The sequence below is a fragment of the Hyphomicrobium sp. genome, from assembly GCF_020852195.1.
GTDB lineage: Bacteria > Pseudomonadota > Alphaproteobacteria > Rhizobiales > Hyphomicrobiaceae > Hyphomicrobium_C.
This window is the reverse complement of the sequence record NZ_JADZBI010000149.1, coordinates 1-17013: the sequence shown is the minus strand read 5'-3', so window position 1 is coordinate 17013 and position 17013 is coordinate 1. Positions and strand designations below refer to the sequence as shown.

The window sequence follows — 17013 nt, the reverse complement described above, 5'->3', positions numbered from 1 at the left end:
GGGTCCCGGCCTTCGCCGGGATGACGTCGAGTGGAGACGGGCGTTTTGGTCCCGGAATCGTTACGAAAGCGCGGTGGCGTTGGCGACCTCGCGGGCGAGCTGGCGCTCGCGGTGGACGAGGTAGACGCCCGAGGCGACGATCAGCGTCGCGCCGGCGAGCGTCCACAGGTCGGGCAGATCGCCGAACACGGCGAAGCCGAACGCCACCATGGTCAGGAGCTGCATGTAGAGGAACGGTGCGATGGCCGACGCCGGCGCCAGGCGGTAGGCGTGCAGGAACAGCCAATGGCCGAGGCCGCCGAGGATGCCGAGTGCGCCGAGCAGCACCCAGGCCAGCGCGTGGGACGGCGTCTGCCAGTCGGCGATGGCGAAGGGGATACCGCCGATGGCGCCGACGAACATGGAATAGAAGAGCGTGACCAGCGGCGGGTCGAAGCGCGCCATGTGGCGCGTGAGCAGCATGAAGAAAGCATAGGCCAGCATGGCGGCGAAGGCGTAGAGCACCGCGGGGTGCATGACGCCGAAGCCGGGCCGCACCGCGATCAGGACACCGACGAAGCCGACCATGACGGCCGCGACGCGTCGGCGACCGACCCACTCGCCGAGCAGGGGGCCAGCCAACAGCGCCACCACGAGCGGTGCCAGGAAGACGATGGTTATGGTCTGGTCGAGGCGCAGATATTCGAGCGCCAGGAAGTTGAAGGCGGTGGTGCCGACCATCAGCACGGAGCGTACGAGCTGCCAGCCGAGACGGCTGGTGGTGAACAAGGCCTTGGTGCTCATGACGCCGAAGGCGGGCACGAGCAGGAACAGCAGCGCGAACTGGCCGATGAAGCGCGACCAGACGACCTGCCCCATGCCGAGCCCTTCGCGCGTGACCAGATATTTCGCAGTGGTGTCGAGGCCGGAAAAGAGCACAACCGCCATCAGCATCAGGCCGATGGCCTGGAGGCGGCGGCGGGCGATTTCAGCGGCGCTCGGGAGGTCGGGAACGCGATTCATGGGGGTTCGGTGCTTTCGTGCGCCTCTCTTAACGCATGATGGGCCGAAAGCGACGCGGCATTTTTCCGAGCCCGCCCGGCGTCTGGTTGTGCGTCTCGCGGCCCATCTTCCCATGGGCGTGTCGCCTGCCTTGACCGGCCTCCCCAGCCCTTCTAGAAAGCGCACTCTCGATCGACGCCGCCGGCTTGCCGCCGCGGCATGGCTCGGGCCGGTAGCTCAGCGGTAGAGCACGTGACTTTTAATCATGGGGTCGAGGGTTCGATTCCCTCCCGGCTCACCAAACCTGGCGTTCGTATCAAGGAAACCCGTGAGGCGCGAGCACGACAATCGTATCGTGTCGCCCCGGCGGGCGGCCCGCGTGGACTCGTCAGACCGGGGATGATAGCGTCGCCGACGGGGGCGAAGGGCTAACGGGGTTGGCGATGATGGCCGCTAAGGCCCCGCCATTCGCAATCGAGTCCAGCGGCACTGATGGCACACGTCGAGGCTTCTCGCTCATCAACCGTGAGCATTCGCGACCGGTCGCGCCACGGGGTCGATTTCCGCGCCGATATCGAAGGGCTGCGGGGCGTGAGCGTGGCGGCTGTGGTGGCTTATCACGCCGTTCCGTCTCTGTTGCCTGGTGGGTTCGTCGGTGTCGACGTGTTCTTCGTCATCTCCGGCTTTCTCATCACCGGCATTCTGCTCAGCGAGCTCAACGCCTCGGGACGCATCGACCTGATCGCGTTCTGGGGGCGTCGCATCCGGCGCATCCTGCCCGCCGCGACGCTCGTGCTTTGCGCGACCTGCATCCTGATCTCCCTGCTACCCTCCATCGATACGCGTGCTGTCGGCAAGAGTGTGATCGCGGCCGCGCTGTTCTATCTCAACTTCCGGCAGGCCGGAGAGGCGGTCAACTATCTCGCGGACGACGATGCCGACAATCCCGTGCTGCATTACTGGTCGCTCGCCGTCGAGGAGCAGTTCTATCTCTTGTGGCCGCTGTTGCTCGTCGGGCTCTTTCTTCTCGCAGCACGCTTGCGGCAGGGCCGCCTGGTGCCGCCGCTCGCGGCATTCATCATCGTTCTCCTTGCGGCCTCGTTCTCCTATGGCGCCTGGCTCACGTTCACGGATGCACCGTATGCGTTCTTCAGCACGTTCTCGCGGGCATGGCAGTTCCTGGCCGGCGCTCTCGCAGCGCTGCTGATCGTCGACATGCGGGGCGGGGAATCCGAAACGCTGGCCAGTGCGGCGAGCCTCGCGTGCGTGATGGTGCTGGCGGCCTCATTCATGCTGATCGACACGACCACGCCTTACCCCGGCTTCGCGGCGCTTGCGCCGACTGCTGCGGCCGCGCTGTTGATCTACCTCAACAGCGGTGGACGGACCTTGGGCGCACTAGCCATGGCGGTGCCGCCGCTCCGATATCTCGGGCGCATCTCGTTCTCCCTCTATCTCTGGCATTGGCCGTTGCTCGTGATCGGCAAGGCGAAGTCCGGCGACAGCCCGACCGTGACGCTCGCGGCCGTGCTGCTCTCCGTCGCGCTGGCTGCCGTCACCTATGCCTGGGTCGAGCAGCCGGTGCGGACAAGCCCGAGACTCGTCGGATCGAAGCGCCATGTGCTCGCCCTCGGCCTGGGGCTGGTCCTTATCGGATCGGGGTTCGGGTTGGTGCTCAGAAAGTTCGGGCCGGACTCCGTCGCGATCGGTCCCGGAGTCTATGCAAGTGCGCAAGCGATCACGTCCGACCGCCCGATCATCTACGAGGACGACTGCCTGGTCCGTATCAAGGCCGTTGCCTACGGCACATGTGCTTATGCAGCCGTGGACGGGGACAGGACCGTTGTTCTGTTCGGAGACTCGCATGCCGCCAATTGGTATCCGCCTCTGTACAAGGCCTCAGCTGAGGAAGGCTGGCGTCTCGTCGTGCGCGTGAAGGCCTCATGCGTGCCGGCCGATGTGGTCCAGTATCGCGACGCCAAGACCGTCTATCGGGAGTGCGAGCAATGGCAGAAGACGGTCCTGTCGGAACTCCAGGACATGAAGCCTGACGTGATCGTCGTTGCTGGGATCACGCACGAGCACCCGCTCGAGAGCGAGAAGCGGATGTTCGAGACGCTCGCTGCCGCGTCAGGTGCCCTGATCGTCATGCGCGACACGCCGCATCTGCCGGAGGCGCCGGTCAAATGCCTGCGGCGGACCGGCAATCCGTCCGCCTGCGTATGGAGCGTCGATCAACTGCGCGGCCGGGGGTATCCGAAGCTGGCGGAGGCGGAGCTTCCTCGCAATGCGCGCGTGCTCGATGTCAACGATCGCGTCTGTCCGGATGGCGTCTGCCATGCCGTGACCAACGGCATCGTGACGATGACCGACAATCACCACCTGACGGCGACCTTCTCCACATCCTTTGCCGACGCGTTCGCTGAGATCCTCAAGGCGTATCGGAACTAGCCTTGCGGCCGCGGATACCGCGTGGGGCGCTGGAGAGCAATCTCGGTCAGCGTAGGCGATAGCAGTTGGTGTAGGTCCTCGGCGTGCGGGTGACGTCGTAGCCCGTCAGACATTGCACCAGCGACGTCTCCGTCGGGTGGCTGAAAAGGATCAGCGCCGAGCGGTTGTCGAACGTGCTGGTGAAGCCCGCGACCTTCCAGCCGGACTTCAAGAGGTCCTCGACGGAGATGATCTCCTCCTCAGGATCCGGCTTGGGCGGTGCGGCGAGGGCAGTGGCGGCGGTTGCAACGGCGAGCATGCATGCGGTCAGCGGGAGACGGGCGGCTTTCATGACGGTCTTCCTCGGAAGATGCGATATCGGAGCTTCGCATCCTATCGCCGCGCGAGCGTGGCCGCTTGCTTCATCGGACCGCCCGGCCAAGTCCGACCGTATTGCTTGTCACCGTTCTGTCTCCGTCAGCGCGCTCCGGCGCGATGATCTCGCAGCGCTTACTCGCGCCGCTGCTTTGATTTCTGCAATTCGGAAGCAAGCCCGATCTCGACAAGACGCCGGATAGCTTCGGCTCGCGCCGGAATCTCAGGCTGCAGACGTCTCCACTCATCCACTTTGCGCCAGAAACTCGCTGAAAGACGAATTTGGTATGGCCGCACATCATCATCCATCATGGGCGCACTATGCGCCGGCGCATCCGGAAGACGTCAATCCATCTATAATATCAATAATTTAGTATCATTTAATTGGATATTGTATATCGCATAGATCGTTGTTATCTTTGGTGGCGTTGGGGTACTCTTGCCAGGGCGGAACGCCTTCATCGTCGGGCCGGGCGACGGTTGCCTCGGGCTCTGTGTGCTTGGTTTGGGTACGTCCCGCGAGCGTTACTCTCGGGCAACGGAATGTTTCTCTTCTCTTCAAGTCTTGCGGCCCAAGGAAGCAGCGGACCGATTGGCCAATGCGATGGCTTGACTTGTCCGTATCCCGACCAACCCTAATGTAGGCATCGTGCCGTGCACTTTGGTGGCGAATTCTTTGCCGGGTTCGGGGCTGGTGCTCTTACAATGGTGGTATTGAGCGTCGTGTTTGCCCGCGTTCTCAGATACTGCCTTCTCAAGCTCATTGAGATCGAGTACCGCGATCGGCAATAGGCGTTCGCATTCGTCGGTCTAAGCGGCGACGGTCCGGCAGGAAGGCTTCCCGCCCCGCGCCGGCGGCGGAAGCGTGCGGCTCGACGCGCTACCTTGCGGGCGTCACATCGCGCCTCTAGGTTACACGCAATAGTGGCTTGGGCGCCCCCGGCGGGCCGGCCTCAAGCGGTCATTCCCCGTCGTCTTCGGGTCTCTTCCCACGGCCAAGGTCCCGCGGCCGAGAATGGGACTGCCGGTTGCGGGCCAGAGGTTGCAAGGAGGAAAAACGTGCCGGAGAGCGCCAAGAACTGGATCGTCGAGACGGAGTGGCTTCAAGCGCACCTCGATGCGCCCGACCTCATCGTGTTCGACGGCTCCTGGCATCTGCCGAACTCGGGCCGGGACGCCAAGGCGGAGTATCTCGCCGAGCACATCCCCGGTGCCCTGTTCTTCGACATCGACGATCTCGTCGACGAGGCGAGTCCGCTGCCGCACATGCTGCCGCCGACGCCGAAGTTCGCCTCGCGCATGAAGAAGATCGGTGTCGGCGACGGCCTGCGCATCGTCGTCTACGACACTTACGGCCTCTTCTCCGCCGCGCGCGTGTGGTGGACGTTCCGGGCCATGGGCCACCAGGACGTGGCGGTGCTCAACGGCGGCCTCAGGAAATGGAAGGCCGAGGGGCGGCCGCTCGAGGACGGGCGGCCGGTGCCGCGCACGGCGCGCCACTTCACGCCTTTGCTGAACAACTCGCTGGTGCGCGATCTCGACGACATGAAGGGCTACGTGGCCAAGGGCGACATGCAGATCGTCGACGCGCGTCCGAAGGGGCGCTTCGAGGGCACGGAGCCCGAGCCGCGTCCCGGCCTGCGCGCGGGGCACATCCCGGGCGCGAAGAACGTTCCGTCGTCGAAGATCCTCAATGCGGACGGCACGCTCAAATCCAAGGCGGAGCTCGAGCAGATCTTCCGCGACGTGGGCATCGATCCGCAACAGCCGGTGGTGACTACGTGCGGCTCGGGAGTCACCGCCTCGATGCTGTCGCTGGCGCTCAGCGTCATCGGGCAGACCAATGCGGCCGTCTATGACGGTTCGTGGGCTGAGTGGGGACAGGAGACACTCGATACGCCGGTCGAGACCGGTCCGGCCAAGAACGACTGAGGTCGGGCTATCTTCCCATCGGTAATCGTGTAGCATCCCCCGAAGGGTGCGCCCGTACGGTGCGTTCGTAGTCGATGGCCGAAGGAGAGAGAGCCGGCCCAATGCGAGGCTTCGTTTCAGCGCTTGGCCTGGTCGGGGCGCTCGTCCTGCTCTGGGGGCAGGCGTCCGGCGCCGAGGACGAAACGCGCTGTCTCGATGATGCGATGCTGGTGTTCGATGCGTCGGGCTCGATGGCCGGCACCGACATGAATACGGCCAGACCCCATATCGACAAAGTGCGGGAGGCGCTTGCAAGCGTGCTGCCCTCCGTGGCGCCGCGCCGTCATCTCGGCTTGATTATCTACGGACCGGATGCGCAATCGCGATGCGAGAGCGTCAAGCTGCGTCTCAAGCCCGGTCCCAACAGCGCCGAGGTGATCATGGGCGAGGTGAACGGCGTGGTGCCTGGCGGGCAGACGCCGCTGACAGCGGCCGTGCGGGACGCGGCGGAAGCGCTCAACTTTCGCAACAAGCCCGCGGTGGTGGTGTTGCTCACCGACGGCGAGGAGACATGCGGCGGCGATCCTTGCGGGCTCGCACGCAAGCTTCGCGAGGAGGCAAACGACCTCACCATCCATGTCATCGGCTTCAAGGTGACGGGCTCCACGTGGCTAATGCCCGATCTCGGCGCCTCCTGCATGGCGCGGGAGACCGGCGGGCTTTCGATCACGGCGGCGAACAAGGACGAGCTCGTCGCGGCGTTGCAGAAGACGCTGACGTGTCCCCTGTTCTCCAAGGCTGAGCAATAGCTGGATCCCAAGGGAGAGAGCGTCCAAGGGCGGTCAGGTCTCGGGGAAGTACTGGAACACCCAGGTCTCAGTGAGCGCGCGCTCCTCCTTGCGCAGGAAGAGGCGGATGTCGACCGGCTCCGAGCCCGTGGCCTCGAGATCGAACAGCGCGCGCCAGCGGCCGCGCTGGTCGACGACAGGGTGGCAGTAGGCATTGCTCAGGACGCCGCGCGAGGGCGTCACCACGATCTCGACGCCGTCGTTGCGTCCGAGGCTGTTCAGGACCTTGCCCTGGAAGTCGATGACGAACTTGCGCACGCCCTCGGGACGCTTATGGCCCGGCCGGCCGCCTATGCCGGTCCAGGTCGCGGTGGCCTTGGCCAGCGAGGCCGGGAAGGGAATGTCGTCGAGCCATTTCAGCCGATAGTGGTAGCGCCGGCTCTCGCCGGCCTTGAACGGCGCCTTCGGGCACCAGTAGGCGGCGATGTTGTCGTGGATCTCGTCGTCGGTCGGGATCTCGAGGAGGTGCACCTCGCCTTCGCCGAACGGCTCGACGGGCTCGACCCACACCGAGGCGCGGCGCTCGTAAAACACGCTGTCGTCGAGATAGTGCACGAAGTCGCGGTCGCGCTGAAGCAGGCCGAAGCCGCGGATGTCGTTGTCCACGAAGGCATTGCCCATGACGCGGGGTGGATTGTTCAGCGGGCGCCAGATGCGCTCGCCCGCACCCGTCCACATGGCGAGCCCGTCGGAGTCGTGGATCTCGGGACGCCAGTCGACGATCTGGCGGCGGCTCGTCTCGCCGTACCAGTACATGCTGGAGAACGGCGCGATGCCGAGGCGGCCGATGTCGCCGCGGGCGAACAGGCGCGCCTCGATCTCCATGTCGATGCGCGCGATCTTGCGGCTATCGATCGAGCGATCGGCCGTGATGCGGTAGGCACCGGTCACGCGCGGACTGTCGAGATAGGCATAGATGACGACGTTGCCCTGACTGGAATCGAGCCAGAACTCGGTGAAGCGCGGGAACTCCTCGGGTGTCGGAGCGCCGGTGTCGATGGCGAGAGCGCGCGCGGAAAGGCCGTACTGGTTGAAGGGGCCGGAGGTGCGGAAATAGGAGGCGCCGAGGAAGGCGAGCCAGTCGGTCTTGAGGTCCGGGGCCATGACGCGGAAGCCGGCAAAGCCGACGCCCTCCGGCAGCTCGCGGGCCGGATGGCCGGCCGGGGTGTCGAACAGGGCGGCGCTGTAAAGGACCTCCTGCGCGTCGCTGCCCTGGACGAGATGGACCTTGACGGGCTCGCGCGAGAATTTTCCAAGATGAAAGAGCTGCACCGGGAGCTGGTGGCGCTGGTCCAGCATGAGGCTCATCTCGGGGCGGAAGCGGATCTGCTGGAAGGCGTCGTAGTCGATGCGGTCGAGGATGGCGGGTACGACCTTGGGCGTCGGCACCCAGGGCTCGCGGGCATTCGCGGCGGCGCGGTCGGCGAGGAGATCGAACGAGAACGGCTCGGGCGCCCCCAGGGCGGCGCCGGGCGGGGCTTCGGCGGCCGCAGCCGCGCCTGTTCCGATATCGGATGTTCCGGCGGCGGCGGGACGCATGCCGTGCAGCGTCGTCGCCAATCCAGCCGCTGCCGCTCCGGCAAGCATCCGCCGGCGATCAAGGTTCGTGCCCGTCACGTTCGTACTTTCTTCTGTCGTTGTGGCGCGTTTCCCTCTTGTCCCCTAGCGCAGAACGTCCGATCTGGCCAGAACGGTTCCAATCCGGGCACACCGGCATTGGTCGCGAGAAGCCAGTCGGCGGAGGATCTTGGTCGTTTCGTACGGCTGTGCACCGCCATTGTGAACCGGTTATATACGGGGACCGTAAGGGGATAGGACCGAACGGATCGGTGCGCAAAGAGGGGTTTCATGAGTCGCGACTTCAAGGTGCCCGGCACCGCGATGCTGCTACTGGCTGCAAGTCTCGTGGGTGCCACGTCGCTGCAGGCGCAAGGGCCGCCAGCGCCGACAGTCACGGTTGCCCAGCCGATCGCCAAGCGGATCACCACCTGGGACGAATACTCAGGCCGTTTCGAGGCGGTCGAGACCGTCGAGGTGCGGCCGCGCGTCTCGGGGTTCGTCGACAAGGTGCATTTCAAGGACGGGCAGATCGTGAAGTCCGGCGATCCCTTGTTCACGATCGATCCGAGACCGTTCGCGATCGCGGTCGAGAGCGCGCGCGCCGAGGTGGCGCGGGCCAGGGCCCAGGTGGCGCTGGCCGTGAGCGAGGTTGAGCGCGCGGCACCGCTCGTCAAATCGGGCGCGGTGACCGAGCGTGACTTCACGCAGCGGAGCGCCAACCTCAACGTGACGGAGGCGCAGCTTCAGGTCGCGGAAGCAAGCCTCAAGAGCGCCGAGCTCAACCTCGAATGGACCGAGGTCAAGGCGCCGATCTCGGGACGCATCTCCGACCGCAAGGTCGACATCGGCAACCTGGTGATCGGCGGATCGCAGGGCACGACCCTGCTGACGACCATCGTCTCGCTCGATCCCATCCATTTCATCTTCGACACATCGGAGGCCGACTATCTGCGTTACGTGCGCCTTGGTCTCGCGGGGCAGCGGGATTCATCGCAGGACGCGGCGAGCCCCGTGCGCATCAAGCTCGCCGACGAGGCCGAATGGGTGCACGAAGGGCGCATGGACTTCCTCGACAACCAGTTCAACCCGCGCTCGGGCACCATGCGCGGCCGCGCTATCCTCGACAACAAGGACCAGATCTTCGCGCCCGGCATCTTCGCGCGTTTGAGGCTGTTCGGCGGCGAGATCGACGGCCTCCTGGTTCCCGACAGCGCCGTGGTCTCGGATCAGATGACCAAGATCGTGTTCGTGGTCGGCGACGACGGGGTCGTCAAGGCGTCTCCCGTCACGCTGGGGCCGATCGTCGAGGGTCTTCGGACCATCAAGAGCGGCGTTCAGGCCAGCGACAAGATCGTTCTCGACGGCATCGCCAATCCGATGGTGCGGCCGGGCGCGAAGGTCGTGCCCGAGGCCGGCGAGATCAAGGCGGCGGCAACACACTGACGAGTCCCGTCCGCCTTCCCTCCAAGCGGAGAACGCCGCGGAGCAAGACGCAGAACCGACGAGCAGATCAGAGGGCTTGAGGCCCGCGGAAGCATCACATGCGCTTTTCCCATTTCTTTATCGACCGGCCGATCTTCGCCACGGTGCTCTCGGTCATCCTGACCATCGTCGGTATCATCGCGGGCGCGGCGCTGCCGATCGCGGAGTACCCCGAGATCGCGCCGCCCACCGTCAACATCACGGCCACCTACCCCGGCGCCTCGGCCGCCGTGATCGCGGAGACGGTCGCGGCGCCGATCGAGCAGGAGGTGAACGGCGTCGACAACATGCTTTATATCGTGTCGCAGTCGACCGGCGATGGGCGGCTGTCGATCAGCGTGGTGTTCAAGCCGGGGACCGACATAGACCAGGCGCAGGTGCTGGTGCAGAACCGCGTCTCCATCGCCGAGCCGCGGCTGCCTGAGGACGTGCGCCGGCTCGGGCTCACGGTGCTCAAGGCCTCGCCCGACCTGATGATGGTCGTGCACATGATCTCGCCGGACGGCTCGCGCGACCAGCAGTACATCTCGAACTACGCGACGCTGTACATCCGCGATCGGCTAGCGCGCATCGACGGCATCGGCGACAGCCGCGTATTCGGCGCGCGCGACTACTCGATGCGCATCTGGCTCGACCCGGAGAAGGTCGCCTCGCGCAATCTCACGGCCAGCGAGGTTGTGGCGGCGCTCAGGGCCGCGAACCTGCAGGTGGCGGCCGGCGCCATCAACCAGCCGCCGGCCTCCTCGCCGGGTGCGTTCACGCTGTCGGTGCATACGCTCGGGCGGCTCTCGACGACGGAGGAGTTCGAGAACATCGTCGTGCGCGCCGAGGAGACGGGCGAGGTAGTCCGCGTCAAGGACATCGCGCGCGTCGAGCTCGGGTCGCAGGACTACACCGTCAATGCCTATCTCTCAAACAAGGTGGCGACTGCGGTGGTGCTGTTCCAGCGCCCGGGATCCAACGCGCTGGCGACGGCGGCGGCCGTCAAGGCGGAGATGGCGGAGCTGGCCAAGAGCTTCCCGCCCGGCGTCGCCTATACCATCGTCTACAACCCGACGGACTTCATCCGCTACTCGATCGACGCCGTGATCACCACCTTCGTCGAGGCGCTGATCCTGGTGGTGCTCGTCGTCATTCTGTTCCTGCAGACGTGGCGCGCGGCCGTGATCCCGATCATCGCCATTCCGGTGTCGCTGGTGGGCGCGTTCGTGATCATGGGTGCGCTCGGCATCTCCTTCAACACGCTTTCGCTGTTCGGGCTCGTGCTCGCCATCGGCATCGTGGTCGACGACGCCATCGTGGTGGTCGAGAACGTGGAGCGGAAGCTCGGCGAGGGCTTCTCGCCGAAGGAGGCGGCGCACCAGACGATGGACGAGGTGGGCGGCGCGCTCATCGCCATCACGGCGACGCTGATCGCCGTGTTCGTGCCTACGGCGTTCATCTCTGGCCTGCAGGGTACGTTCTACAAGCAGTTCGCCATCACCATCGCCGCCTCGACGGCGATCTCCTGCTTCGTGTCGCTGACCCTTTCGCCGGCGCTTGCGGCGCTGCTGCTCAAGCCGCATGACCACCATAAGAAGGCGTCGCTCGCATCGCGGATTCTGGGAGCACCGATCCGCCTCTTCTTCCGCGGGTTCAACGCGGCGTTCGACGGGCTGTCGCGCGGATACGCGGGGCTCACCGGCCGGCTGATCCGGCTGCCGCTGATCCTGCTCGTGATCTACGGTGGGCTGCTGTTCCTCACCTACGAACGGCTCGCGGGCACGCCGACGGGTCTCATTCCGCAGCTCGATCGCACGTACTTCATCACGGCGTTCCAGCTCCCGCCGGGCTCTACGCTCGACCGTACGGACGCGGTGGTGCGCCGCGCATCCGAGATCATGCTGACGCGGCCGGGTGTGTCGGATGCCGTGGCCTTCGCCGGCTTCGACGGCGCGACCTTTACCAACGCGCCCAACACGGCGGTGATCTTCGTGCGGCTGGCGAGCTTCGAGGACCGCATCAAGGAGGGGATCACGAAGGACCAGATCCTCGCCGACCTGCGCCAGCAGATGATGACGATCAAGGAAGCCTTCGCGTTCGTCATCGAGCCGCCCTCGGTGCCCGGCATCGGCACCGGCGGCGGCCTCAAGGGCTATGTGCAGGACCGGGGCGGGCGCGGCTATCCCGCGCTCGAGGGCGCGGCGTGGACCGTCGCGGGCGGCGCGGGGCAGGTGCCCGGCATCGTGCAGCCGTTCACGCTCTTCAACACGCGCACGCCGCAGATCTGGGCCGACATCGACCGCACCAAGGCGGAGCAGCTCGGCGTACCCATCCCGCGCGTGTTCGAGGCGCTCTCGATCTACATGGGCTCTGCGTTTGTAAACGATTTCAACATCTTGGGGCGTACGTATCGGGTGACGGCGCAGGCCGACAATCCGTTCCGCGAGACGCTGCGCGACGTGGCCAACCTCAAGACGCGGAGCGACTCCGGGGACATGGTGCCGCTCGGCTCCGTCGCCACCTTCTCGGATACCACCGGCCCTTACCGCGTACCGCGCTACAACCTGTTCCCGGCGGCAGAGGTGCAGGTTGGGCTTGCACGCGGCTTCTCGTCGGGCCAGGGCATCGCCTCCATCGAGCACATCGTCGACACGGCGCTGCCCGCCGGCTTCGGCTTCGAATGGACCGAGATCGCGCTGCAGGAGAAGCTCGCCGGCAACACGGCCGTGGTTGCGTTCGGGCTTGCGGTCGTGTTCGTGTTCCTGGTGCTGGCCGCTCTCTACGAGAGTTGGCTGCTGCCGCTCGCGGTCATCCTGATCGTGCCGATGTGTATCCTGGCCGCGATGATCGGCGTCAACTACATGGGGCTCGACCGCAACATCCTGGTCGAGATCGGGCTCGTGGTGCTGGTCGGCCTCGCGGCGAAGAACGCGATCCTGATCGTCGAGTTCGCCAAGCAGGCGGAGGATGCCGGCATGAACCGGTACGAAGCGGCCGTCAGCGCCGCGCGCACGCGTCTGCGGCCGATCCTCATGACGTCGCTCGCCTTCATCCTCGGCGTGGTGCCGCTGGTGCTGGCCACGGGCGCGGGCGCCGAGATGCGCCAGTCGCTCGGCACGGCCGTGTTCTCCGGCATGCTCGGGGTGACGCTGTTCGGTCTCATCTTCACGCCGGTGTTCTACGTCATCACGAGCGCGTTCGCTGGGCGGCAGGCGAAGAGGGTTGAGGGCGAAGAGGCCGGCGCGGCGGTTGCTGGAGAGTAGCGCCGTCGCGTTTCCCGCCGCCGAGGGGCCGATCGTTTCCTTTTCTTAAGGGACTCCCAGCATGGTGGGGGGAGTTGCGCGTGCGTATCGCTGCGGAGCCGACATGCCGTCAACGCTCTCTCTCAATTCCACCGCCCTGCTGATTCTCGAGCAGGTGCGCCCCAGTCCGGCGTCAGCCGTGAAGCAGAGGCCGGCTGCCGACCAACTCGTCGCGGCGGCCAACGGGGTGCCTATCGGCGGCGCGGGCAAGCCGTCACGGGCTGCGCAGGCGAAGATCGTGGAAGCGATGTTCAGCGCCAACACCGTCGACGCCAATAAGCTCAAGATCAAGCTCATGGAGCGGCTGGGCAAGGAGTTCGGGTTTTCACCCGGGGACTTCGAGACGAGCGCCGCCTTCGGCGCGGCCGTGCGCGACGCGGTCGGACAGTTGAAGATGCAGGAGGGTGGCCACCAGATCGTGGCTGCGATCGAGAAGAAGCTCGGGCTCGACAAGCTTGGCCTCACGCTCGATGCGCTCGTCAATGCGCTGATCGACCCCGAGAGCGAGGACGGCCTGAAGCTGGAGACGGCCCTGCGCAAGCAGGCCGCCGAGGAGGCCAAGGCCAGCGGCAAGGATGCCGCGCGCGCCCTCCTGACCCTGATGACGCAACGCGACGAGGCCGGCCTCTACGGCCTCTGAGGCGTCGGTTGCCGCGGGGCAGGCGCCGCTGCGGCCACAAGCCTTTCCCATGTCCTGCTGTTTTCGCTCCGACGCCTCGGGGCCGGCCGGTCGCTCAGTGCCGGCCGCTTCGGTCGTACGGGGGGAACATTGGCGATTGATCTTCGGGCGGGCGGGCGCGTATATGTGCCCATCCTGTCGCGGCCGTTCGGCCCCGATCGGGGCCGGTTGCCCTTGATTTGGCCGGTCCGACGCGGGCCGGCGGGCGAGATCTCCGGCGCGCTCCGACCTAACCCCCTGCGGGCGTGGTGGAATTGGTAGACACGCGAGATTTAGGTTCTCGTGGCCAAAAGCCGTGGGGGTTCAAGTCCCTCCGTCCGCACCAGGGTCGGTCACAGCACGGGATCGAAGAGGACGACGCCTCGCAAGAGGCATGAAACGCGGTATTCGAGCGAGCGAAGGCAGCACGTCATGCAGGTTACGGAAACGAGTTCGGAGGGCCTCAAGCGCAAGCTCAAGGTCGTGGTCGGGGCGGACGAGCTCGGTCAGCGCTTCTCGGCGCATCTCGACCGCATCAAGGACCAGGTGCAGCTCAAGGGCTTCCGCAAGGGCAAGGTGCCGATCGCGCACATCAAGAAGGTGTTCGGCCGCTCGGTGATGAGCGACGTGCTGCAGGAGACGATCCGCGAGACGTCGAACAAGGCCATCAGCGACCGCAAGGAGCGCCCGGCCATGATGCCGGACATCGCGCTGGCGGAGAACGCGGCCGAGATCGAGAACGTGGTCGCCGGCAACGCGGACCTCGCCTACGAGATGAGCTTCGAGGTGCTGCCCGAGGTGACGCTGACCGATTTCAAGACGTTGAAGCTCGAGCGTCTGGTGGCGGACGTCGACGACGAGCAGCTCAACAAGGCTCTGGACGAGCTTGCCGAGCGCAACCAGACGTTTGCCGCCGAGGAGGGCCGGGCGGCGTCCGAGGGTGACCGCGTCACCATCGATTTCAAGGGCACTATCGATGGCGAGCCCTTCGAGCGCGGCGCGGGCGAGAACCTGCAGCTCGTGATCGGGAACGCGGGCTTCATCCCCGGCTTCGAGGAGGGGATTAAAGGCGCGACCAAGGGCGAGAGCCGTGACGTCAAGGCGACGTTCCCGGCCGAGTATCCGGTCACGGAGCTGGCCGGCAAGGAGGCCGTGTTCGCGGTCACCGTCAAGGAGGTCGAGAAGCCGGTCAAGGCGGAGATCAACGATGCGTTCGCGAAGTCGCTTGGCGCGGAAGGGCTCGACAACCTCAAGGAGCTCGTTTCCGCGCAGATCAAGCGCGAGCTGGACCAGGCCTCGCGCATGAAGCTCAAGCGGGAGCTTCTGGACGCGCTCGAGACGGCGCATTCGTTCGAACTGCCGCCGACGCTGGTCGACCGCGAGTTCGAGGCCATCTGGCGGCAGGTCACCGAAGGTCTCCAGCGCGAGGGCAAGACCTTCGCCGACGAGGGCAAGACCGAGGATGAGGCCAAGGCCGAGTACCGCGCCATCGCGGAGCGGCGCGTGCGGCTCGGGCTCGTGGTCGGCGAGATCGGCGACAAGAACAAGATTGAGGTGACGCAGGACGAGATGCGGCGCGCGCTCATGGAGCATGCGCGGCGCTTCCCCGGCCAGGAGAAGACGGTCTACGAGTACTTCGAGAAGACGCCGGGCGCGCTGCAGGAGCTTCGGGCGCCGATCTTCGAGGACAAGGTGATCGACTTCGTGCTCGAACTCGCCAAGCCCGCGGAGCGCAAGGTGTCGCGCCAGGAGTTGATCGACAGCCTCGAGAAGGTCACGGAAGCCTGAGCGGCTTATACGAGGTGTTCTTCGCGGGGGGCTTGAAGTCGCGGGCCGCTATGCTGATCTGATGTCTCTGCCGCCCCCGATTCGGAGGGGCGGACCCTGGCTCATCCCGAGCGGGGCTTGGTTGTCCAAATTGATCGTGCTTCTTGTCGGAACGCCGGTTCGCCTTTGCCGGGAATGGGTTTTTCGGAAGCACCCTGAGGAGCATTGACACTCATGCGCGATCCCGTCGCCACTCTCACGAACTCCTTCTGGCCCATGGTCGTCGAGCAGACGGCGCGTGGCGAGCGCGGCTACGACCTGCCGTCGCGGCTGCTGAAGGAGCGCATCATCTTCGTGACGGGGCCGGTCGAGGATCACATGGCCGCGTCTATCTGCATGCAGCTTCTCTTTCTCGAGGCCGAGAACCCGAAGAAAGAGATCTCGATGTACATCAACTCGCCGGGCGGCGTGGTCACGGCCGGCATGGCGATCTACGACACCATGCAGTTCGTGAAGCCGCCGATCGCGACGCTCTGCATCGGGCAGGCGGCCTCCATGGGCTCGCTGCTACTCTGCGCCGGGCACAAGGACATGCGCTATGCGCTGCCCAACGCCCGCATCATGGTGCACCAGCCCTCGGGCGGCTTCTCGGGACAGGCCTCGGATATCGAGCGCCACGCCGAAGATATCATCAAGATGAAGCGCCGGCTGAACGAAGTGTACGTCAAGCATACCGGCCAGCCGTACGAGATCATCGAGAAGACGCTCGATCGCGATTACTTCATGACGGCGGATCAAGCCAAGGATTTCGGCATTATCGACCGGGTCCTCAATAAGCGCGACGACGTCGATGCCAAGGCACCGGAACCCGTTTCCTGATCCAGGCCCGGGATTCAGGCGTTTGGATCAGGGCGGCGGTGTGCCCCACGGTCGCACCCGTTGCCGATCGGATTCCCGGGGCATTGGTCCCTGCTATGCTCAGGCAACACTAAATCGGCCGGCGTGGCCCATTGGGGCCACGCAAGGTTGGCAGCCTAGACTTGGGATCCCTTAACCGCGTTCGGTCAAACGCCTTTCGGCCGTCAATACTGTGGTAATCAGGCCCTGAGGTTTGAGCAGGACGGGAAAGGCTTTAATCGAATCTTGATCTGGGCGACGCTAGCGTGCTCAGATCGGGTGTCACGGTATTGTACCTCGCGGCGGGGGTTGCCGTGGAATGCTTCGAAAGGCCCGGGTCGGGCCAGTGTCCGGGATGTCCCGGCGTGCTTCCTGACTGCGGGTGAGAGAAGAGAATGGCTCAGGAAAAGAACACCCTCTACTGCTCCTTCTGCGGAAAAAGCCAACACGAGGTCAGGAAGCTGATCGCCGGACCGACGGTGTTCATCTGCGATGAATGCGTCGAACTGTGCATGGACATCATCCGCGAGGAGAATAAGAACACGCTCGTCAAGTCGCGTGACGGCGTGCCGACCCCGCAGGAGATCTGCACCGTCCTCGATTCGTACGTGATCGGTCAGTTCCACGCCAAGCGTGTGCTGTCGGTCGCCGTGCACAACCACTACAAGCGCCTGAACCACGCCGCGAAGAACAACGACGTCGAGCTCGCGAAGTCGAACATCCTGCTCGTCGGTCCGACGGGCTGCGGCAAGACGCTGCTCGCGCAGACGCTGGCGCGCATCCTCGACGTGCCGTTCACGATGGCCGACGCGACGACGCT

Annotated in this window: 12 protein-coding genes and 2 tRNA genes; 11 read left to right on the top strand and 3 right to left on the bottom strand. The window is 65.4% G+C overall.

What is annotated here, in order from left to right; translation table 11 throughout:
* Window positions 1–60: 60 nt before the first annotated feature.
* The gene (locus IT540_RS12595) at window positions 61–1002 is read right to left on the bottom strand and encodes a DMT family transporter (RefSeq protein ID WP_291178203.1); all 942 of its coding nucleotides are present in this window, start codon (window positions 1000–1002) and stop codon (window positions 61–63) included.
* A 205-nt stretch (window positions 1003–1207) separates the two neighbouring features.
* Here IT540_RS12595 and IT540_RS12590 point away from each other — a divergent pair.
* Window positions 1208–1282 (top strand) — tRNA-Lys (locus IT540_RS12590).
* A gap of 224 nt (window positions 1283–1506) precedes the next feature.
* Window positions 1507–3432 (top strand): acyltransferase family protein, encoded by a 1926-nt coding sequence (locus IT540_RS12585; protein WP_291178200.1) that lies wholly within the window; start codon window positions 1507–1509, stop codon window positions 3430–3432.
* A 46-nt stretch (window positions 3433–3478) separates the two neighbouring features.
* Here IT540_RS12585 and IT540_RS12580 read toward each other — a convergent pair whose 3' ends face one another.
* Window positions 3479–3763, bottom strand: a complete 285-nt coding sequence (locus IT540_RS12580; protein ID WP_291178197.1) for a hypothetical protein — start codon at window positions 3761–3763, stop codon at window positions 3479–3481.
* A 1082-nt stretch (window positions 3764–4845) separates the two neighbouring features.
* On the opposite strand from IT540_RS12580, the gene sseA reads away from it, so the two are divergent.
* Both sseA and IT540_RS12570 read left to right on the top strand, forming a co-directional pair.
* Window positions 4846–5718 carry a 3-mercaptopyruvate sulfurtransferase gene (gene sseA, locus IT540_RS12575; protein WP_291178193.1) on the top strand — a complete coding sequence of 291 codons (873 nt, stop codon included), beginning with the start codon at window positions 4846–4848 and terminating at the stop codon, window positions 5716–5718.
* A gap of 101 nt (window positions 5719–5819) precedes the next feature.
* Complete coding sequence (locus tag IT540_RS12570; protein ID WP_291178189.1) at window positions 5820–6506, top strand: vWA domain-containing protein; 687 nt, start codon at window positions 5820–5822, stop codon at window positions 6504–6506.
* A 33-nt stretch (window positions 6507–6539) separates the two neighbouring features.
* Here the strand turns inward: IT540_RS12570 and IT540_RS12565 are convergent, their stop codons facing one another.
* The gene (locus IT540_RS12565) at window positions 6540–8162 is read right to left on the bottom strand and encodes a glucan biosynthesis protein (RefSeq protein WP_291178185.1); all 1623 of its coding nucleotides are present in this window, start codon (window positions 8160–8162) and stop codon (window positions 6540–6542) included.
* A 231-nt stretch (window positions 8163–8393) separates the two neighbouring features.
* Between IT540_RS12565 and IT540_RS12560 the strand changes: the two genes are divergently transcribed.
* The 7 genes from IT540_RS12560 to IT540_RS12530 form a co-directional block, all read left to right on the top strand.
* Window positions 8394–9548, top strand: a complete 1155-nt coding sequence (locus IT540_RS12560) for an efflux RND transporter periplasmic adaptor subunit (RefSeq protein WP_291178180.1) — start codon at window positions 8394–8396, stop codon at window positions 9546–9548.
* A 98-nt stretch (window positions 9549–9646) separates the two neighbouring features.
* Window positions 9647–12832, top strand: a complete 3186-nt coding sequence (locus tag IT540_RS12555; RefSeq protein WP_291178176.1) for a multidrug efflux RND transporter permease subunit — start codon at window positions 9647–9649, stop codon at window positions 12830–12832.
* Window positions 12833–12935: 103 nt separating this feature from the next.
* A complete protein-coding gene (locus IT540_RS12550) occupies window positions 12936–13511 on the top strand; it encodes a hypothetical protein (protein ID WP_291178174.1) in 576 nt (191 codons plus the stop codon).
* Between the two features lie 278 nt (window positions 13512–13789).
* Window positions 13790–13875 (top strand) — tRNA-Leu (locus IT540_RS12545).
* Between the two features lie 86 nt (window positions 13876–13961).
* Window positions 13962–15317: a trigger factor gene (gene tig, locus IT540_RS12540; RefSeq protein WP_291178171.1), complete on the top strand. Its 1356-nt coding sequence runs from the start codon at window positions 13962–13964 to the stop codon at window positions 15315–15317.
* 213 nt (window positions 15318–15530) lie between these two features.
* Window positions 15531–16175 carry an ATP-dependent Clp protease proteolytic subunit gene (locus IT540_RS12535; RefSeq protein WP_291178167.1) on the top strand — a complete coding sequence of 215 codons (645 nt, stop codon included), beginning with the start codon at window positions 15531–15533 and terminating at the stop codon, window positions 16173–16175.
* Window positions 16176–16588: 413 nt separating this feature from the next.
* Window positions 16589–17013 (top strand): ClpX C4-type zinc finger protein (locus IT540_RS12530; RefSeq protein ID WP_291178165.1); only part of this gene is annotated, 425 nt, incomplete at its 3' end.